The organism is Arthrobacter sp. TJ-265, from assembly GCF_058269135.1.
Genome location: NZ_JBZCND010000001.1, coordinates 110366 through 130089, shown reverse-complemented (window position 1 = coordinate 130089; position 19724 = coordinate 110366). Strand labels below are relative to the sequence as shown.

16 protein-coding genes and 1 tRNA gene are annotated in these 19724 nt (G+C 69.9%); 7 read left to right on the top strand and 10 right to left on the bottom strand.

Annotated features, from left to right (window positions below):
* Window positions 1-2: 2 nt before the first annotated feature.
* The 3 genes from AC4D2E_RS00580 to AC4D2E_RS00570 all read right to left on the bottom strand — a co-directional run bounded on the left by AC4D2E_RS00580 (window position 3) and on the right by AC4D2E_RS00570 (window position 3736).
* A complete protein-coding gene (locus tag AC4D2E_RS00580) occupies window positions 3-944 on the bottom strand; it encodes an ABC transporter permease (RefSeq protein WP_104168031.1) in 942 nt (313 codons plus the stop codon).
* On the bottom strand, window positions 941-1945 hold the full coding sequence (locus AC4D2E_RS00575; RefSeq protein ID WP_104168030.1) for an ABC transporter permease: 1005 nt from the start codon (window positions 1943-1945) through the stop codon (window positions 941-943). Before AC4D2E_RS00575 ends, AC4D2E_RS00580 begins: the two co-directional genes overlap by 4 nt.
* A 96-nt stretch (window positions 1946-2041) precedes the next feature.
* Window positions 2042-3736, bottom strand: a complete 1695-nt coding sequence (locus AC4D2E_RS00570; RefSeq protein WP_490951366.1) for an ABC transporter substrate-binding protein — start codon at window positions 3734-3736, stop codon at window positions 2042-2044.
* A 202-nt stretch (window positions 3737-3938) separates the two neighbouring features.
* On the opposite strand from AC4D2E_RS00570, the gene AC4D2E_RS00565 reads away from it, so the two are divergent.
* On the top strand, window positions 3939-4943 hold the full coding sequence (locus AC4D2E_RS00565; RefSeq protein ID WP_104168029.1) for a DUF2332 domain-containing protein: 1005 nt from the start codon (window positions 3939-3941) through the stop codon (window positions 4941-4943).
* Window positions 4944-4962: 19 nt separating this feature from the next.
* Here the strand turns inward: AC4D2E_RS00565 and AC4D2E_RS00560 are convergent, their stop codons facing one another.
* Window positions 4963-6162 (bottom strand): MarP family serine protease, encoded by a 1200-nt coding sequence (locus AC4D2E_RS00560; protein WP_490951365.1) that lies wholly within the window; start codon window positions 6160-6162, stop codon window positions 4963-4965.
* A 232-nt stretch (window positions 6163-6394) separates the two neighbouring features.
* Between AC4D2E_RS00560 and AC4D2E_RS00555 the strand changes: the two genes are divergently transcribed.
* Complete coding sequence (locus AC4D2E_RS00555; RefSeq protein ID WP_043441798.1) at window positions 6395-7072, top strand: Crp/Fnr family transcriptional regulator; 678 nt, start codon at window positions 6395-6397, stop codon at window positions 7070-7072.
* 268 nt (window positions 7073-7340) lie between these two features.
* On the opposite strand, the gene AC4D2E_RS00550 is transcribed toward AC4D2E_RS00555, so the two are convergent.
* From AC4D2E_RS00550 to sp36, 3 genes are read right to left on the bottom strand one after another with little or no spacing between them, the layout of a single operon-like run.
* Complete coding sequence (locus AC4D2E_RS00550) at window positions 7341-8255, bottom strand: NUDIX hydrolase (RefSeq protein ID WP_490910091.1); 915 nt, start codon at window positions 8253-8255, stop codon at window positions 7341-7343.
* 3 nt (window positions 8256-8258) lie between these two features.
* Window positions 8259-8741 carry a RidA family protein gene (locus AC4D2E_RS00545; RefSeq protein WP_258069893.1) on the bottom strand — a complete coding sequence of 161 codons (483 nt, stop codon included), beginning with the start codon at window positions 8739-8741 and terminating at the stop codon, window positions 8259-8261.
* A gap of 2 nt (window positions 8742-8743) precedes the next feature.
* Window positions 8744-8899, bottom strand: a complete 156-nt coding sequence (gene sp36 / locus AC4D2E_RS00540; RefSeq protein WP_137370103.1) for a Sp36 family protein — start codon at window positions 8897-8899, stop codon at window positions 8744-8746.
* A gap of 35 nt (window positions 8900-8934) precedes the next feature.
* Between sp36 and AC4D2E_RS00535 the strand changes: the two genes are divergently transcribed.
* The 5 genes from AC4D2E_RS00535 (at window position 8935) to AC4D2E_RS00515 (ending at window position 16116) form a co-directional block, all read left to right on the top strand.
* Complete coding sequence (locus AC4D2E_RS00535) at window positions 8935-11196, top strand: transglycosylase domain-containing protein (protein ID WP_490910092.1); 2262 nt, start codon at window positions 8935-8937, stop codon at window positions 11194-11196.
* Between the two features lies 1 nt (window position 11197).
* Window positions 11198-12145, top strand: a complete 948-nt coding sequence (locus AC4D2E_RS00530; protein WP_490951364.1) for a metallophosphoesterase — start codon at window positions 11198-11200, stop codon at window positions 12143-12145.
* 113 nt (window positions 12146-12258) lie between these two features.
* The gene (locus AC4D2E_RS00525) at window positions 12259-14082 is read left to right on the top strand and encodes an ABC transporter ATP-binding protein (protein WP_490910094.1); all 1824 of its coding nucleotides are present in this window, start codon (window positions 12259-12261) and stop codon (window positions 14080-14082) included.
* Window positions 14079-15941: an ABC transporter ATP-binding protein gene (locus AC4D2E_RS00520; protein WP_490951363.1), complete on the top strand. Its 1863-nt coding sequence runs from the start codon at window positions 14079-14081 to the stop codon at window positions 15939-15941. The genes AC4D2E_RS00525 and AC4D2E_RS00520 overlap by 4 nt, the downstream gene beginning before the upstream one ends.
* Window positions 15942-16039: 98 nt before the next feature.
* Window positions 16040-16116 (top strand) — tRNA-Pro (locus AC4D2E_RS00515).
* Between the two features lie 56 nt (window positions 16117-16172).
* On the opposite strand, the gene AC4D2E_RS00510 is transcribed toward AC4D2E_RS00515, so the two are convergent.
* The 3 genes from AC4D2E_RS00510 to purD all read right to left on the bottom strand — a co-directional run bounded on the left by AC4D2E_RS00510 (window position 16173) and on the right by purD (window position 19647).
* Window positions 16173-17162 (bottom strand): NHL repeat-containing protein, encoded by a 990-nt coding sequence (locus AC4D2E_RS00510; protein WP_490951362.1) that lies wholly within the window; start codon window positions 17160-17162, stop codon window positions 16173-16175.
* Window positions 17163-17458: 296 nt separating this feature from the next.
* Window positions 17459-18358 carry a phosphoribosylaminoimidazolesuccinocarboxamide synthase gene (locus AC4D2E_RS00505; protein ID WP_490951361.1) on the bottom strand — a complete coding sequence of 300 codons (900 nt, stop codon included), beginning with the start codon at window positions 18356-18358 and terminating at the stop codon, window positions 17459-17461.
* Window positions 18355-19647 carry a phosphoribosylamine--glycine ligase gene (gene purD / locus AC4D2E_RS00500; protein WP_490951360.1) on the bottom strand — a complete coding sequence of 431 codons (1293 nt, stop codon included), beginning with the start codon at window positions 19645-19647 and terminating at the stop codon, window positions 18355-18357. Before purD ends, AC4D2E_RS00505 begins: the two co-directional genes overlap by 4 nt.
* Window positions 19648-19724: the final 77 nt, after the last annotated feature.

Below are 19724 nucleotides of genomic sequence, written 5' to 3'. Positions count from 1 at the left end.
GCCTACTTCTTGCGGGTCTTCGGGTCGAGGGCCTCGCGCAGCGACTCCCCCAGCAGGGTGAAGCCCAGCGCCGTGATGACGATGCATGCACCCGGGAGGAAGGCGAGCTGCGGAGCGACGGCGAGTTCGACCTGCGCGTAGGTGAGCATGCGCCCCCATTCGGCGGTCTGCGGCAGCCCGCCACCGAGGCCGAGGTAGGCCAGCGCGGCGGCGTCGATCACGGCGGTGGCGAGGCTGAGGGTGGCCTGCACGATCACGGGACCCATACTGTTCGGCAGCAGGTGGCTCATGGTGATCGTCCGGCGGCTGAGGCCGAGGGTCTGCGCCGCGAGGATGTAGTCGGCGCCCCGCTGCGACAGCATCGTCGAGCGCAGGAGCCGCGCGAAGATGGGGATCTGCGAGACGCCGATGGCGATCATGATCGCGTAGGTGCTCTGGCCCAGCATCGCGGCGATGCTGACGGCGAGGAGGAGGCTGGGGACGGACAGCAGGATGTCCACGAACCGCATGATCGCGCTGTCCACCCAGCCGCCGAGGCCCCCGGCCAGGACACCGAGCAGCATCCCGCCCGCGAGGCCGAGCGCCGTCGAGACGACGCCGATCAGCAGCGATGCGCGGGCGCCCCAGATGAGCTTGCTGAGGACGTCCCCGCCGAAGCGGTCAAGTCCCAGCGGGAATCCGTCGATCTCGCCCGGACCCGGAATGGTGGTGGGGGTGATCGACGTGCGTCCCGGGAGTTCGTCGCCGCCGTAGGGCGCGAGGATCGGCGCGAGGATGGCCACGAGGAGGAAGAGCCCGATGATGACGGCGCCGACGATCGCCTGCGGGTTCCGGCGCAGCCGGAGGTAGGCGTCCTTCCACAGACCCGTGCCGCGCCCGGTGTCGACGGCGGGATCGTTCGGGGCCACGGAGCCGCCGGCGGCGGGGGGCAGGATGGTACTCATTGCACACGCACCCTCGGGTCGATGACGGAGTAGGAGAGGTCGACGATCAGGTTGATGAGCGCGTAGAGGACGGCGATGAAGATGATGAAGCCCTGGAGGACGGGGTAGTCGAGCCCGAAGATGGCGTCCCGCAGGAACCGGCCGATGCCGTTGAAGGCGAAGACCGTCTCGGTCAGCACCGCACCGGAGATGAGCAGGCCCAGCTGGAGGCCGATGGTCGTGACGACGGGGAGCATCGCGTTCCGCAGGATGAAGCTGCCGCGGATGGTGCTCTCCCTGAGTCCCTTGGCGCGGGCGGTGCGCACGTAATCGGCGTTCTGCACCTCCAGGACCGAGGCGCGCGTGATGCGGACGATGATCGCCAGCGGGATGGTGCCGAGGGCGAGCGCGGGCAGGATCAGGTGCAGGAAGGCGTCCCAGGCGGCGTCGTACTCGCCCGTCAGCAGGCCGTCCAGCACGTAGAACTGCGTGTAGTGCGTGGCATCCATCCGCGGGTCCTGCCGGCCGTCCGGCGGCAGGAGCGACCACTGGATCGCGAACAGGTACTTGAGGATGAACGCGAGGAAGAAGACCGGCACCGTGATGCCGATCAGGCTGAGGACCACCGAGCTGTGGTCGATGAACCGGCCGTTGTGCCGCGCCGCGAGGTACCCGAGGGGCACGCCGACGCCGATGGCGAAGATCAGGGCGACGATCGTCAGTTCGACGGTGGCCGGGAACCGGGTGGCGAACTCCTCGAGCACGGGGCGCCCGGTGTTGATCGAGACCCCGAAGTCCCCCTGGAGCAGCTTGCCCATGTAGGTCAGGTACTGGGTGATCAGAGGGCGGTCGAATCCGTAGAGCTCGTTGATCCGGGCGATGGCCTCCGGGGTGGCCTTCTCCCCGAGGAGGGCCGTGGCAGGGCCGCCCGGGAGATTGCGCACCCATAGGAACAGCAGGACGGACAGACCGAACAGGGTGGGGATGAGCAGGGCTAGCCGCTTACCGATGACGCGTAACACTGGGGATCCTTCCGGGTGAACCGGGATGCCGGGCGGGGGTAGGACAGCGCGGGCCGACCACCGGGATCAGTGGCCGGCCCGCGCTGCGTGGTACTGCTACTCGCTCAGCTCGATGTCCGTGAAGACCTCGTCGTTGACGGGGCTCGCCGGGTAGGAGGTGACGCGCGGCGCGAAGGCCAGCGACGGAGCGGGGTGGGCGAGCGGGATGGCCGGATTGAACTCGGCGATCTGCTCGTTGATCTCCTTGTACTTCTCGGTCTGCTCGTCACGATCGCTCATCCCACGGGCCTCGTCGAGGGCCGCGAACAGCTCGGGGTTGTCGAAGCCGAACTCCTGCTTCTCCTGGCCGAAGAAGACGCCGATGAAGTTGTCGGTGTCGTTGTAGTCGCCGGTCCAGCCGAGCAGGTGGAGGCCGTGGTCGGGTGTCGCCTGGACCTGGTTCAGGTAATCGGGGGACCAGGCGGCGGGAGCGGGCTCCACCGTGATGCCGACGTCCGCGAGCTGGGCCTGCAGGTTGGTGAAGACCTGCTCCGGTGTCGGCATGTACGGACGGGAGACGTTCGTCGGGTAGTTGAACGTCACCTCGAAGCCGTCGGGGTAGCCCGCCTCGGCGAGCAGTTCCTTGGCGCGCTCGGGGTCGAAGTCGTAGGTGGTGACGTCCTCGTTGTACCCGTCGACGACGTCGGGGATGAACTGCGTGGCGACCTTGGTGCCTTCGGGCAGGGTCTGCGCCACGAGGGCTTCCTTGTCGATCGCGTGGGCGATGGCCTCGCGGACCTTCGGGTCCTTGAGCTCGGGGATGGCCTGGTTCATGCCCAGGTAGAGGATGGTGAAGGGGTCGCGCGCGGTGATGTTGTAGCCGGCGTCCTCGAGGGACTGCGTGTCGGCGGGTGCGACGAGGTCGTAGCCGTCGATGTCCCCGGCCTCGAGGGCCTGGCGGCGAGCCTGCGGATCGTCGATGATGCGGAAGATCGTCTTGGTGATCTGGCCCTTGTCGCCCCAGTATTCGTCGTAGATCGAGAGCTCGAGCTGCTGGCCGACGTCCCACGAATCGAACTTGAAGGGGCCCGTACCGACGGGGTGGCCGAGGGCGTATTCGCTCAGCGACGGGGCTTCGGCCGTGCCGCCGATCTCGTCGGCCGAGTACTCCTCGAGCGCCGTCGGACTCTGCATCGCGAAGGCCGGCAGCGACAGCGCGGGGACGAATCCGGCGAACGGCTTGGCCAGGTTGATGGTGACTTCATTGTCCCCATTGGCCTCGCAGGACTCGTAGACGGCGTTCTCGGGGCTGTCGGCGAAGCCGCGGAACAGCGACCCGTAGTAGTACGACGTCGACTCCGCCTGCTGGATGCCGGTCCAGTTGTACCAGCGGTCGAAGTTGAAGCAGACGGCCTCGGCGTTGAACGGCGTGCCGTCGTGGAAGGTGACGCCCTCCTTCAGCTGGAAGACCGTGGACAGGCCGTCCTCGGCGGTCTCCCAGGACTCCGCGAGCAACGGCGCGGGGTCGGCGGTGCCGGGTTCGACGCCGACGAGGCCCTCGAAGATCTGCCGGCTGACGCGGAAGGACTCGCCGTCGCTCGCGAACGCGGGATCGAGCGACTTCGGGTCGGAGGACGCGGCGAAGACGAAGGTGGAATCGACGGCGGAGTCGCCCTCGGCGCCGGTGTTCTCCTCACGCTGGCTCTGGACGCAGCCCGTGAGCAGAAGTGCGGTGATGGAGATACCGGCGGTGAGCGCAGCGCGTTTCCTCGCGAAACCTGCGCCGCGCACGGATGTGCCTCGGTTAGACATGTATTGCTCCCTGGTGACGAGTAATTCCTGGCGCATGTGCCGGCATCCCTGGGGATCGCGACGACGAACGCGCTGATAGGTGTGACGAGCCTAACTTCCCGGCGGGGCACAAACAGCATTTCGAGGGTCCCGGTGGTTACGATTTGGTATCGTGCGGCGAGCCGGTCCCCCTGGCGAACCGCCCCGGGGATCAGGAGGACCGATGACGGAGATCGAAGCGACCACCGCTGAGCGCTACCGCCGCTTCGCCGAGGTGGAGGCGCGGGGCTACTCGCCGCTCTATGACGAGTGGTGCACGGGGATCAGCGACGACGGCGACATCCTCGCCCGCCTCGACACCCTGCCGCCCCACCGCCGCCAGCCGGTCCTGTTCCTCGGTGCGACGCGCTTCGTCGGGGTGCCCCTCGGCGACTACTCCGCCTTCCGCTCCTTCGTCCTCGCGGAGTGGTCGTCCATCCGTGCGGTCATGGAGAGCCGGACCACCCAGACCAATGAAGCGGGGCGGTGTGCGGTCCTGCTTCCGCTCCTCGCCGCCATCAGCGCGGAGGAGGGCCGGCCGCTCGCCCTCATCGAGGTCGGAGCATCGGCCGGCGCCTGCCTCTACCCCGACCGGTACGCGTACTCCTACACCCCGGGGCCGGTGCTCGAACCGGGCAGCGGCTCGCCGGTCCCTCCCCTCGAATGCGCCGTGTCCGGGGACGTGCCGCTGCCCTCGCGGCTGCCGGAGGTCGTCTGGCGGGCCGGGATCGACCTGAATCCCCTCGACGCCCGGGACGAGGACGACGTCCGATGGCTCGAGTCGCTCGTCTGGCCGGAGCACGGCTTCCGCGCCGAGCGGCTCCGCGCCGCCCTCGGCGTGGTCCGCGCCGATCCGCCGCTGCTCGTCCGCGGTGACCTGAACGACCACATCGAGCCGCTCGTCGAGCGCGCGCCGCAGGACGCCGTCGTCGTCGTGTTCCACAGTGCGGTGCTCGCCTATCTCGACCAGGCCGGCCGGGACCGCTTCGCGGGCACCATGCTCAGGCTGGCGGCGGACCGGGACCGCCCGGTGCACTGGCTGTCCCACGAGGGCCACCGCACCCTGACCGGCGTGCCCGGCGCCATGCAGCCGGCGCCCGGCGAGCGGGACGGCCTGTTCGTGCTGCAGCACAACGGCCGGTCGGTGGCCCGTACGGGTCCGCACGGGCAGTCCATCGCCTGGCTCTGAGGGCGTCCGGGTCAGGCGCCTATCCGCGTGTGCACTGTCCTGCGGAGACGGTGTCGTCCAGATCCCCGGCGCTCTCGGCGATGGGGCGCAGTTCCGCGAGGGAGAGCGCGTAGCCCACGGGCGCGTCCGCCGTGGACTTCGCGAAGACGACGCCCGCCACCCGACCCTGGGGGTCCAGCAGCGGACCGCCCGAGTTCCCCTGCTGCACGTTGGCCGCGAGGCTGTAGATCTGCAGGGGCCGGGGGTCCGCGCCGTAGATGTTGTTGACGAGCACGGGTGAGAGTCCCTGCACGCTCGCAGGCTGGATCCGGTAGGGGCCGCCCGCGGGGTAGCCGGCGAATGCCGCCGTCGCACCGTTCGCGAGCTCCTCGCCGAGGGACAGCGGAGGGGCCTGCAGGCTGTCGACGGCGATCACGGCGACGTCGCGCACGGTGTCGAGCTGCACCACCCGGCCCGGCAGGGCGCCACCTCCCGGCACTTCCACGACGGGCCGTTCGACGCCGGCTACGACGTGCGCGTTCGTGATGACGCGCCCGGGTGCGATGACGAAGCCCGAGCCGGTCTGGTTCTGCCCGCACTGGAAGGCCGTGCCGGTGATGCGGACCACCGAGGCCCCCGCGGCGGCGAGCTCGGGTGTGTCCACCGCGGCGTCGGGCACCTCGGCGGGGGTGGCGGGTCCCACGCTTTCGAGGATGGTGGGGATGCCGTCGTCGACCGCGATGGAGCGCAGTTGGGCCATCCAGGTGCGCACGGGCCCCGGCGTGGTCGTGTCGATGGTCCGGATGACCTGCGAGGACGCGATGTGCTGGGACAGGAACGGGACCCCCAGGGTCCCGACGCTGAAGGCGAGCATCGACAGGACCAGGGCGGCGACGACGACGTTCACCACCCCACCGAGGATGCGGTCGATGAGGCGCAGGGGCGGGAAGTCGGACCAGCGCCGGATGGACGCCCCGAGGGCGGAGCCGACGCCCTGCCCGACGATGATGAGGACGATGACCGTGCCGATGACCGCGATCAGGCGCCACGGATTGTCCGGCACCCAGCCGCTGACCAGGGGTACGGCGAAGAAGGCGGCAACGGCTCCGGCGACGAAGCCGGCGATACCGCCGAGGGTGACGAGGAACCCGTTGCGGAGCCCGGCGACCAGATAGCCGAGAAGGACCACCACCAGGATGATGTCGAGGAGGGTGAACTCCCCGAGGCTGACTTCCGGCACGTACATTCTCCCCTGGCTCTGGGCGCGGGACGGCTGCACAGGTCCCGGCACTGCGAGCGATTCTAGCGGCGAAGTGTGGGAGAAGGCGGGGAGTGGCCGCGCTCCCGGCCTGCAATCCGGGCTCGGGAGACGTGTATCAGTCGTCACAACCGCTCGGGTACGGCAAGATGGACAGGAGAAGACAGCGGGGACCGCCGCGGAACGACGCACGACAGACGCATCAGGAGAACTAATGGACATCGAGGTACTGCGCCGGGCACCCCTCTTCGCATCACTGGGAGACGACGTCTTCGCCGCACTCACGGACGAGCTGATCGAGGTCGATCTGCCCCGCGGGTCGTCGGTCTTCCGCGAGGGCGATCAGGGCGATCAGCTGTACTTCATCGTCTCCGGCAAGATCAAGCTCGGGCGCACGGCACAGGACGGCCGCGAGAACCTCCTCGCGATCCTCGGCCCCGGCGAGCTGTTCGGCGAGATGGCGCTCTTCGATCCGAGCCCCCGCACCGCGACCGCGACCGCCGTGTCCGAGACACGCCTGGCCGGCCTGAAGAACGAGAACCTGCGCGCGCTGCTCGAGACCCGCCCCGAGGTCTCGGCCCAGCTGCTCCAGGCCCTGGCCCGCCGCCTGCGCCGCACCAACGAATCGCTGGCCGACCTCGTGTTCTCGGATGTCCCGGGTCGCGTGGCAAAGGCCCTGCTGGACCTCGCGGACCGGTTCGGGCGGCCCGCCACGGACGGCATCCTCGTGGCCCACGAACTCACGCAGGAGGAACTGGCGCAGCTCGTGGGCGCTTCCCGCGAGACGGTCAACAAGGCCCTGGCCGAGTTCGTCCAGCGCGGCTGGCTCCGCCTGGAGGCGCGCGCCGTCGTCATCCTCGACATCCAGCGACTGCGCCAGCGCAGCCGCTGACCCCCGGCGTCGATGCGGGCGCCGGGTCGGCCTTCTTCCTCGTCTGGGTGCGCAGGTGTGGTGGGTATCGGGCACTCCCACCCACCACACCTGCGCACTCACCACGGTGGCACGGGCGATCCCCGCGATGCGTCCCTCGAGGCATCCAGCCGCGTCGCCTGAGCACGCGCCCGACGCCGTCACCCATCACAGGTGCACGACGGGTTGAGGGGGAAGGGGCCGGGGCCGGGGCCGGGGAGGAGGCGGGGAGAAACCCTGAACGACGCCGTCAGCGCCCGCGCTGGACCGACCCGCCCTCGGTGAGCTTGGGGCATTCGACCTGCAGCATGAGATCGCCGTCGCGCTCGGAGAGTTCCGGATGGTAGAGCTTCACGGGGCGCTTGTGGGAAAGGTACGCGATGCAGCCGCGCGAGGAGCCGATCTTCTCGAGGATGATCTCCACCGCCGGCACCGCGAGCTCGCTGAGCGTGCAGCCCACGGTGTTCGGCTGGCTCACCTCGTCACCGAGCCGGGTGGTGTCGCGGTCGGCCACCTCCTGGGCGGCCCAGCGCCACTCGCCCCAGACGCCCTTGCTCTCGAGGATGCTCGGTTCCTGGTTCACGGGCTGTGCAGCCGCGAAGTAGTGGGTGTCGAACCGGCGGTGGGCGAAATCCGGGGTGACCCAGTGCGAGAGCGGCTTGATGAGGTCCGTCCGGACGCCGAGCCCGCGGCGGCCGAGGATGTCCGCGAACCGGCACTCCCCCTCGTTGATGGCCTCCCGCGCCTTCATCCACTCCCTGGCCTGCGTGCCCTCGACCAGCGACGACGCGTCGGGCCCGGCCAGCAGCACACCGGTCTCCTCGAAGAGTTCCCGGATGGCACACAGCACGTGGCGCCGCGCCACCCGGTGGTCCTCGACGCCGAGCATCTTCGCCCACATCGACGGCGTAGGGCCGTACCAGGGGATCTCCTCGTCGTCGGACTCCTCGACACTGCCGCCCGGAAAGCCGATGACACCCAGCGGGGACTGCCCGCGCCGGTAGGTCAGGTACGTCTCGGTGCCGATCGCGCTGTCGCGCAACAGGACCACCGACGACGCCGGGCGCGCCTTGAGGGGTGTGCGTTCCCCGTGTTCGATCCAGCTCTGTGCTGCCGAACGCTGGTCCGGATGTACAGGGAAGAGCCTGGTGCTGAGACGGTCCACGGCCTAGACGAACTCCGCGATGATCTCGACCTCGACGGGAGAGTCGAGGGGGAGGACCGCCACGCCGACGGCGGAACGGGCGTGCACGCCCGCGTCGCCGAGCGCCGTGCCGAGGAGGTCCGACGCCCCGTTGATCACGCCCGGCTGGCCGGTGAACGAGGGGTCCGAGGCGACGAAACCCACGACCTTCACGATCCGCGTGATGCGGTCGAGGTCGCCGATCACGCTCTTGATCGCAGCAAGCGCGTTCACGGCGCAGACCGCGGCGAGGCTGGTCGCGGTCGCGGCGTCCACACCCGCTCCGACCTTGCCCGAAGCTGGGAGTTTGCCGTCAATGAAAGGGAGCTGCCCCGAGGTGTAGACGTGGCTGCCGCTCACGACCGCAGGGACGTAGGAGGCGACCGGCGGGACGACGGCGGGCAGGGCGACCCCGAGGTCGGCGAGACGTGCTTCGACCCCCGAGATCACCGGATTCGCTGCGGACACAGCTAGCTCTTCTCCCTCTTGAGGTAGGCCACGAGGCCGTTGCCGTCGGGCCCGGGAACCACCTGGACGAGCTCCCATCCATCGTCACCCCACTGATCGAGGATCTGCTTCGTCGCGTGGATGATGAGCGGAATCGTGGAGTACTCCCATTTCGTCATGAAGAAAGCCTAGCGCGTGCTTGTAAACTGGAATAATGGCTGCGCGCAAATCACCCCTCTTCGACACGGCTACCACTCTCGGCAGGATCACTGCATTCCTCGGAATCAGCGGGCTCGCCGGTGTGCTCGCCGCAGGTCTCCTCGTACCGGTGGCCGCGGCTGCCGGCACCGGGGCGTCCGCCTCGATCCAGTTCTTCGAGGAACTGCCGGCGGAGCTGGAGCTCGAGGCGCTCGCCCAGCCGACGAAGATCCTGGCGGCCGACGACTCCCTCATCGCCACCCTGTACGAGGAGAACCGGCAGCCGGTCACCCTCGACCAGGTATCCCCGGTGATGAAGGACGCCCTCATCGCGATCGAGGACTACCGCTACTACGACCACGGCGGCGTGGACCTCGAAGGCATCTTCGGCGCCATTGCCAGCAACGTCTCGAGCGGGACGAGCCGTGGCGCGTCCACCCTCACGCAGCAGTTCGTCACCAATGTTCTGAACGACTCGGCCCGGCAGAACGGCGGGACGGTCACCCTCAACGGCGGCGGGAAGTCGGTGGGCGACAAGCTCCGCGAGATGAAGCTCGCGATCGCCGTGGAGAAGGAACTCTCCAAGGACGAGATCCTCGAGGGCTACCTCAACATCGTGCAGTTCAGCGGGACGAGCTACGGAGTCCAGGCCGCGTCCAAGTACTTCTTCAACGTGGACGCGAAGGACCTCAACATCCAGCAGAGCGCCCTGCTCGCGGGCGTGGTGAACGGTCCGACCTACTACAGCCCCACGGAGAATCCCGAGCGAGCGCTCGAGCGGCGCAACCTCGTCATCGACGCCATGCTCACCCGCGGCAAGATCACCCAGGAAGAGCACGACGCCGCCGTCGCGACGGACCTCGGGCTGGACATCACCCCGACCCTGAGCGGATGCGTCGGTGCGGACCAGGCGCCGTACTTCTGCGACTACGTCTCCCACCTCATCCTGAACGACCCCGCCTATGGCGAGACCCAGGAGGACCGCCAGAAGGTCCTCTTCCGGTCCGGGCTGACGATCAAGACCACGCTCGACGCCCGTGTGCAGGCCGCCGCGCAGACCGCCGTGACCGAGACCGCCAACCCGGACACCACCGACGGCAAGGTGGGGCACACGATGGTGAGCCTCGATCCGAAGACCGGCAACATCCTGTCGATGGCCCAGAACACCCGGTACAACCCGGAAGCCGGCTCCGGCAACACGGTCCTGAACTTCAACGTCGACCAGTTCGACGGCGGGGACCCCACCAAGAGCCTCGGCGGCGGCGGCGGCTTCCAGCCGGGCTCGACGTACAAGCCGTTCACGGTGGCCGCGTGGGTCGAGGACGGCAAGGCACTGAACCAGTACCTCGACGGCAGCAAGCGGACCTACCCCCAGGGCGACAGGTGGGAGGCGAGCTGCGCCCGGGGTGGCCAGTTCGAGATCCAGGAGGAGGACGGCTACACGCCGCAGAACTACGGTGACACGAACTACCGCACCACCACGGTCCTCGACGGCCTCGCGCAGTCCCTGAACACCATCACCATGTCCAGCGCCAAGCAGCTCGACCTGTGCCGCATCCGCGACATCGCCTACGACCTCGGTGTCCACCAGGCCAAGAGCTCCGAGGGCGAGGAGGAGCGCTTCGGCTTCCAGCCCTCCGCCCTGATCGGTGGCGGTGGCGAGGCAGCACCCATGTCGATGGCCAAGGCCTTCTCCGGCTTCGCCAACGAAGGCGTCGTCTGCGACCCCCGCGCACTGACCGAGGTGACCGCGGTGGACGGCACCAGCTACCCCGTCCCGGCGGTCTCCTGCGACCGGAAGATCTCCCAGGACGTCGCCCGTGGCGTGAACTATGCGACGCAGGAAGTCATGACGGACGGCTCCGGCCAGCTGCTCGAGTACGGCGACATCCCGATGGCCGGCAAGACGGGCACCAATGACGCACGGTCACAGACCTGGTTCATGGGCTACAACTCGGGCATGGTGACGGCGAGCTGGATCGGCAACTGGCAGGGCGAGGGTCCCGACAGCTCGCTGAGCGGACTGCAGATCGGCGGCCAGGTCTACCCGGAGATCGACGGTTCGCTCATCGCAGGTCCCTCCTGGGCCCGCTTCATGCAGCAGATCCCCGGCCTGTACGAAGGGACACCCTTCGTCGATCCGCCGAGGCGCATGATCGACGGCACCCAGCGCGGCACCACGCCGGACGTGAACAACCGGGGAACTGGCACGCGCGGCTCCACCGGTGGTACCACTGGAGGAACGACCGGCAACAACGGCACTGGAGGAAACGACTAGCGTGACATCGACTCAGACATCCCGGAGCGGGGCACCGCTCGGCTGGGCGGCGGGCCTCACCCTGACCGCCGCGGCCGCAACCCTCGCCTACGCTTCGACCGTCGAGCGCACGCTGTACGAGGTGAGGGAGGAGACCCTTCCCATCCTCCCGCCGGGCGCGACTCCCCTGCGGGTCCTGCACCTCTCGGACATCCACATGGTGCCGGGGCAGAAGTCCAAGGCCGACTGGCTGCACGGCCTGGCGAGCCTGAAGCCGGACCTCGTGGTCAACACCGGTGACAATCTCAGCCACCGGAAGGCCGTGAAGCCCCTCCTCGACGCGCTCGAGCCGCTGCTGCAGGTTCCCGGGGTCTTCGTCCCGGGCTCCAACGACTACTACGCACCGGCCCTCAAGAATCCACTGCGCTACTTCGCGGGTCCGTCGATCGCACCCAAGGAGTCCGCGCCGAAGGATCTGCCCTGGGCGGACATGTTCAGCGCGTTCGGGGCGGCGGGCTGGGTGGATCTCACGAACCGGTCCCAGTCGATCGGCTTCAGGGGCATGCGCATCGACTTCACGGGCGTCGACGATCCCCACCTCGATCGCGACCGGTACGCGCCCTATCCCCCCGGGAGCAGCACCTCGGCCGAGGCGCCGCACATCCGGGTGGCCGTCGCCCACGCTCCCTACCAGCGCGTCCTCGACTACTTCACGGCCGGCGGCGCGGACCTCATCCTGGCCGGGCACACGCACGGCGGCCAGGTCTGCGTCCCGGGCTACGGTGCTCTCGTCAGCAACTGCGACCTGCCGACCTGGCGCGCGCGGGGACTGACACAGTGGGAATCGGACGGGCGCTCCGTCCCGCTCAACGTCTCGGCCGGCATCGGGACCTCACGCTTCGCGCCGATCCGGTTCGCCTGCCGGCCCGAAGCCGTGCTCCTGACGCTCACCCCCGGAAGCGGGACCTAGCCGGCACCCGCCTGCTGCTTCGGGCCCCGGAGGCTGTGACCGGCATTACAGCCCCCGTGGCCTAGGATCGTTGCTGAGGGACACCAACAACCATCGATCACCGAAGAGTTGGCATGAAGAACCAGAACACACTGCGGGAATCGCTCGGCCGCCTGTATCCGCACGTCAAGCCCATCGTTCCCCGGCTGGTCCTGGGCCTGCTCTGCGCGCTCGGCGCGAGCGTCATGGCCCTTGCGATCCCCCAGGTGCTCCGCGTCCTCATCAACGACGCCCTGGCGGAGGGCGGGTCCGCCCGCACGGTCTGGATCGCGTCGGGCGTCGTCCTGCTCCTCGGCGTCCTCGAGGCCACGTTCGTGGCCCTGCGACGCCAGTTCGTCATCACCCCGGCGACGACGGTGGAGACGAACATGCGCACGTCCTTCTACCGGCACCTGCAGCACCTGACCGTCGAATTCCACGACCGGTGGGGCAGCGGGCAGCTCCTCTCCCGCGCGATGAGCGATCTCAACCTGATGCGGCGGTGGATGGCCTTCGGGCTCATCATGCTGGTGGTCACGTCGCTGACCGTGGTGATCGGCGTCGTCATCATGTTCTTCATGAGCTGGGTCCTGGCCCTGATCTTCCTCGCGGCCGCCGTGCCGCTGATGGTCTACGGCTACCGCTTCCGGACCTCCTACAGCCGTGTGTCCCGCAAGAGCCAGGACCAGGCCGGCGACCTCGCGACCACGGTCGAGGAGTCCGTCCACGGCATCCGGGTCCTGAAGGCGTTCGGCCGCAGCCAGGAGGCGCTCGAGGACTTCGAGGAGCAGGCCGAGGAGCTCCGCCGGACCGAGATCTACAAGGCGAAGTCCCTCGCGAACTTCTCAATGGTCGTCACGCTGCTGCCCGAACTCGCCCTCGGTGCGTCCCTCGTCGTCGGGGTGATGCTGGCGGCGAACGGCGACGTCAGCATCGGCGCCCTCGTGGCCTTCTTCGCGACCGCCGCCGCGGTGGCCGGACCCGTGGAGTTCATCGGCCCGCTGCTCGCCATGACCTTCACGGCGAAGACGGCCATCGACAGGCACTACGAGGTCATGGAGTCGGAGAACACCATCACCGACCCGGCCGCGCCCGTCCACCTCGAGGCGCCCCGGGGCGACGTCGTGTTCGACGCCGTCCACTTCCGCTACCCCGACGCGCAGGAGGACACCGGTGACGTGATCGACGGCGTCGACCTCACCCTGCGCGCCGGCGAGACCATGGCCCTGGTCGGGGTGACGGGGTGCGGCAAGAGCACGCTCCTGCAGCTCGTCCCCCGCCTGCACGACGTCACGGCGGGCCGCATCACGATCGACGGCGTGGACCTCAGGGAGTTCACCCTCGGCGAGCTGCGGACCCTCGTGGCGGTCGCGTTCGAGGACACCACGCTGTTCTCGAACTCCGTCCGCGACAACGTCCTCATGGGCTCCGACGCCACGGGCGCGGAGGCCGAGCGGATCCTCGGCGAGGCGCTCGAGGTGGCGCAGGCCCGGTTCGCGTACGAGCTGCCCGAGGGTCTCGACACGCTCATCGGCGAGGAGGGCCTCAGCCTGTCCGGCGGGCAGCGCCAGCGGATCGCCCTCGCCCGGGCGATCGCCGCACAGCCGACCGTCCTGGTCCTCGACGATCCGCTGTCCGCGCTCGACGTCGCCACCGAGGAGCGCGTCGAGGTGGGACTCCGCGCCATGCTCCGCGCCACCACGACGCTCATCGTCGCCCACCGTCCGTCCACGGTCGCGCTCGCGGACCGGGTGGCCCTGATGCAGGACGGGCGGATCGCCGACGTCGGCACGCATTCCGAACTGCTCGCCCGCAACGACCACTACCGCTACGTCATCGCCAGCCTCGACGACGAGGAGATCGCGCAGCTCGGACGCACCGTCCAACCCGTGCCCGACGACGAGGAGGCGCTGGCATGAGCCGCACCACGGCAGCGCCCGGCGGGGCGCCGAAGGACGGGGACGGGCAGGGGACCACCTCCGCCGGTGTCCTCAACGAGGACGACGTCCTCCTCGACCGCGCGCAGAGCAGGTCCGTGCGGGCACGGTCCTTCCGCCTCCTCGGCTCGCTGATCCGACCCAACCGCCGGCAGTTCCTCTGGACCGTCCTGCTGGTCGTCGTCTCCCAGGCCGCGCGGGTGGCCGGACCGGCGATCATCGCGTTCGGCATCGACCGCGCCCTGCCCGCCCTCATGGCGGGTGATCCCCGCATGCTGTGGCTCGCCGGCGGCACCTACCTCCTGGCCGCCGTCCTCGCCTCGGTCCTGACGGCGGGCTACGTGCGGGCGACGGCGCAGCTCAGCCAGGCCATGCTGCTGGACCTGCGCGTGCGGGTCTTCCGGCACACGCAGCGGCTCAGCCTCGAGTTCCACGAGAAGTACACCTCCGGGCGCATCATCTCCCGGCAGACCTCGGATCTCGAGGCACTCCGGGAGCTGCTCGACACCGGCGTCAGCTCCCTGGCGTCCGGGGCGATCTTCATGCTGTTCACCGCCGTCACGATCTTCGCCCTCGACTGGCGGACGGGCCTGCTGATCCTGGCCGCGGCGGTCCCCATGTTCTTCCTCGCCCGCTGGTACCAGAAGCACTCGCAGATCGCCTACCGGGAGTCCCGCGTGGTGTCGGCGAAGCTGATCGTCCACTTCATCGAGACGATGACCGGGATCCGCGCGGTCAAGGCGTTCCGCCGCGAGACGGTCAACGCCGACCGCTACGACGAGCTGGCGGAGGACTACCGCCTGGTCACGGTCCGCTCCATCAACCTCAACGGCGTCTTCCAGCCCGGGCTCGTGCTGATCGGCAACGTGACCGTCGCCGTCGTCCTCGTCCTCGGGGGCTTCCGGGTCCTCGGCGGCACGCTCGAGGTCGGTGCCCTGCTGGCCCTGCTGCTCTACAGCAAGCGGTTCTTCCAGCCCGTGGACCAGATGGCCATGTTCTACAACTCCTTCCAGTCCGCCGCGGCGGCACTGGAGAAGGTCTCCGGCCTGCTCGAGGAGGTGCCCACGGTGCGTCCCCCGAAGCATCCGGTCTCCCTCCCGGACCCCCGCGGCGCCGTCGAGTTCCGGGACGTCGAGTTCCGCTACGGGAACGGACCCGTGGTGCTGCCGCGCCTGGACCTGACCATCCACGCCGGGCAGACCGTGGCCCTCGTGGGCCAGACGGGGGCCGGCAAGTCCACGCTGGCCAAGCTCATCGCGCGGTTCTACGACGTCTCCGAGGGCAGCCTCACGCTCGACGACGTCGACCTCCGCGATCTCGCGCCCACCGACCTCCGGCGGGCCGTCGTCATGGTCACGCAGGAGGCCTTCCTCTTCAGCGGCTCCGTGGCGGACAACATCGCCCTCGGCAAGCCCGAGGCCGGCCGCGAGGAGATCGTCGCGGCAGCCCGGGCCGTGGGCGCCGAGGAGTTCATCCTGGAGCTGCCCGAGGGCTTCGACACGGACGTCAACAAGCGCGGCGGCCGTGTCTCGGCGGGGCAGCGGCAGCTCATCAGCTTCGCGCGCGCGTTCCTCGCCGATCCGGCGGTCCTCATCCTCGACGAGGCGACGTCCTCGCTCGACATCCCGAGCGAGCGCCTGGTGCAGGAGGGCCTGCAGAAGCTGCTCGGCAACCGGACCGCCCTGATCATCGCGCACCGGCTCTCCACCGTGGCCATCGCCGACCGCGTGCTCGTGGTCCACGACGGCCGGGTCGTGGAGGACGGCACGCCCGCCGAACTCATCGGGGGCACGGGACGCTTCGCGACGCTGCACGCGGCCTGGAAGGACTCGCTGGTCTGACGCGTCCGGGCGGAGCGCGCGCCGGTTTTCCTCGCCGCTGATCCTCCGCTATCCTTGGACAGTTGCTGTTCGGGAGGTCCGCCTTCCGGGAGTGACATCGGGGTGTGGCGCAGCTTGGTAGCGCGCGTCGTTCGGGACGACGAGGCCGCAGGTTCAAATCCTGTCACCCCGACCAGTGGACGAGAGGCCCGCCGGCAGCAGCCGGCGGGCCTCTCCCGCGTCCGGCCGCGGTCAGCGCGCGGAGACCGTCACCACCTCGTAGCCATCAGGATCGACGACGCCGAACTTCGCGTTGGCGAGTGCCAGCGTGCTGCCGAACAGGGCCACCGTCGTCGGCACCTCGAACAGCGGGCTCGTGATGACGTCCTCGACCTCGCCGCGGGTCAGGTCCTTCGACAGGTCGATCCGGCTGACCTGGTTGATCCTGTTCTGGACGGCGAACACGGTGTCCCCCTTGGCCAGGATGCCGTCCACGTTCGGGAGCGCGCCCGTCACGATGTCCGCACTGACGCCCGTCTCCGGGTCCACCGTGTAGAGGGCCTGGTTCGCCGAGTGCGCCACGATCAGCGTCCTGCCGCGGTCCACCGACGTGATGCCGTTGAGGTTGAAACCCGGTGTCACTGCCGCGGCCGGGCCGGACAGGGCGATCGTCTCCGGTTCCCCGAGCTCGCCGTGGTCGCCCACGGGCACGAAGTACAGCTCCGCGGCCTGGGAGTTGGTGAAGTAGGCGCCGTCCCGCGTGAGCGTGACGTCGTTGATGAATGCACTGCCCGTGGCGAGCAGGAGGTCGGCCACCTCCGCCCCGGTGTCGGTGTCGTAGACGTACGCCCGGCCCGTCGCTCCCCCCGAGACGAACAGCAGGTCGTTCCGCACATCGGCCTTGAGGCCGACGGCGGCCCTGCCCTCGGGTGCGTCGATGAAGAGTTCCGCGGTCCCCTTCCGGAGGTCGCCGCGGAAGATGTCACCGCGGCCGAGGTCTCCCGCGTAGAACGTGGACCCCTTGCCCCTGGCGATGCCCTCGGCGGAGGATGCGCCGGGCAGCGGGATGCTGGTGTCCCGCTGCCGATGGGAGGACACCGACGCCGGGGGAGACGGCGTCGGCGGTGCGGCCACGGCGCCCGCCGCCGGCAGCAGGACGGCGGTCGCGGCGAGGGCGACGGCCGCCCGGGCAGCGCGTCGGGTAACGGTCGGGCGGTGGGTGCTGTGCTGGGTGCTGTTCACGGTGCTCCTCGATGGATCGGCGCCGATCGTCGCCCTGAGGATCCGCACGGCGCGGGGTCGGATGAAGCTTTCGGAGAAAGCCGGGCCGACCGGCCGAACTGCAGATCGGACCGAGTCGACAACGATCCGCTCACGGTCATCGTCCCCGTGGTCCGGCGTGGCGTCGGCCGGTCGTCGCTTCGGACGCCGTCGTGCACGGGTTCCGCACCGGAGGAGCGTGTCCCGGCGCGCCACACCGCAGAAGCAGCGGCCTACTCCTGAAGCCGGGAACGACGCCGCGTCCGGCGTGACGCGCCTCAGGCGAAGGTGCGGCCCGTCAGGCGCTCGTAGGCCTCGATGTAGCGGGCGCGCGTGCGCTCGACGACGTCGGCGGGCAGCGCCGGCGGCTCCGACTGCCGGTCCCAGCCGGAGGCGTCGGAGGTCAGCCAGTCCCGGACGAACTGCTTGTCGAAGGAGGGCTGCGCTTGCCCGGGGGCATAGAGGGCGGCGTCCCAGAAGCGGGAGGAGTCCGGCGTCAGCACCTCGTCACCGAGGGTGATCAGGCCGGTGTACGGATCGAGGCCGAACTCCACCTTCGTGTCGGCGAGGATGATGCCGCGCTCCCGGGCGATCGCCTCCGCCGCGGTGTAGATGTCGAGGGTGAGGGACCGCAGCTGCGCCGCGGTGTCGTCGCCCACCGTCATGACGACGGCGTCGTAGGTGATGTTCTCGTCGTGCTCGCCCACCTCCGCCTTCGCCGACGGCGTGAAGAGCGCCGGCTGGAGCCGGGAGCCGTCCACGAGGCCCTCGGGCAGCGGCAGGGAGCAGACGGTCCGGGACTGCCGGTACTCCAGCAGCCCGCTGCCGGTCAGGTAGCCGCGGGCGATGCACTCGATCGGGTACATGACGAGCCGGCGGCAGATCATCGCCCGGCCCTCGACGGCGGCGGGCACGCCAGCGGCGGCGTCGGACGCGATCACGTGGTTGGGGATGCCGGTGAGCCGCTCGAACCACCAGAGGCTGAGCTGCGTGAGCACGCGCCCCTTGTCGGGGATCCCGGTGGCGAGGACGTGGTCGTAGGCGCTGATGCGGTCGCTCGCCACCACGAGCACGACGTCGTCACGGCCGTCCTCCGGCTCGTACAGGTCGCGGACCTTGCCGGAGTAGACGTGCCGCCAGCCCGGGAGTTCGGGATGCTCCGGTGCGAAGGTGCTCATGCCGTGGCCGTCGCGGGGCCCGTGACCGCGATCTCCGCGCGGGAGGCCTTGAGGGCGATGTCCGTGCGGAACTGCCCGCCCGCGAGGTCGATCCGGCCGAGGCTCTCGTACGCGGTGGCCCGCGCGTCCGCCAGGGAGTCCCCGACCCCGACGACGGCCAGCACCCGGCCGCCGGAGCTCACCACCTTGCCGTCCCGCAGGGCGGTGCCGGCGTGCAGGACGTGCGCGCGCTCCACCTGCGCGGCCCTCTTCAGCCCGCGCACGCGCCGGCCCGTGACCGGGGCGTCGGGGTAGTTCTCGGAGGCGAGCACGACGGCGACAGCCGTCTCGGGCGACCAGTTGAGCGGGTCGATCTGGTCGAGGGCGCCCTTGGCGGCGGCGAGCAGCACCCCGCCCAGCGGTGTGGTCAGGCGCGCGAGGACGGCCTGCGTCTCCGGGTCGCCGAACCGTGCGTTGAACTCGATGACGCGCAGGCCGCGCGACGTGAGTGCCAGGCCGACGTAGAGGACGCCCGCGAAGGGCGTGCCGCGGTGCGCCATCTCGTCGATCACGGGCTGCGCCACGCGCGTGATGACCTCGTCCACGAGGCCGGCGGGCACCCACTCGAGCGGCGAGTAGGCGCCCATGCCGCCCGTGTTGGGGCCCTGGTCGCCGTCGTGGATGCGCTTGAAGTCCTGCGCGGGTGCCAGCGGGACCACGGTGCGGCCGTCGGAGAGGACGAACAGCGAGACCTCGGGTCCGTCGAGGTACTCCTCGATGACCACGGTGCCTCCCGCCGCGAAGCACGCGGACGCATGGGCGCGGGCCTCGTCGAGGTCGTCGGTGACGACCACCCCCTTGCCGGCGGCGAGCCCGTCGTCCTTCACCACGTAGGGCGCGCCGAACGAGCAGAGCGCCGCGTCGGCCTCCTCGTCCGTCGCGGCGACGCGGGCCATCGCGGTCGGCACGCCGGCGGCGGCCATGACCTGCTTGGCGAAGGCCTTGGAGGCCTCGAGCTGCGCGGCGGCCCGCGTCGGCCCGAAGACGGGGATCCCGGCGTCGAGCAGGGCGTCCGCGACGCCGGCGGCGAGCGGCGCCTCGGGTCCGATCACCACGAGGTCGGAGCCCAGCCGACGGGCCAGGCCGACGACGACGGCGGGATCGTTCGCGTCGATGTCGTGGGTGGGGACGTCCCCGGCGATCCCGGCGTTGCCGGGGGCGGCCTGCACCTCCCGGACGAAGGGATCGGCCAGCAAGGCCCGGACGATGGCGTGTTCGCGGCCTCCGGGGCCCAGTACAAGAACCTTCACAGTAGGACAGCGTACTGGAGGGGCTACCTGCCGGACACAGGGACGGCGCCTGTTACGGCGACCCGCGCCACCCATAC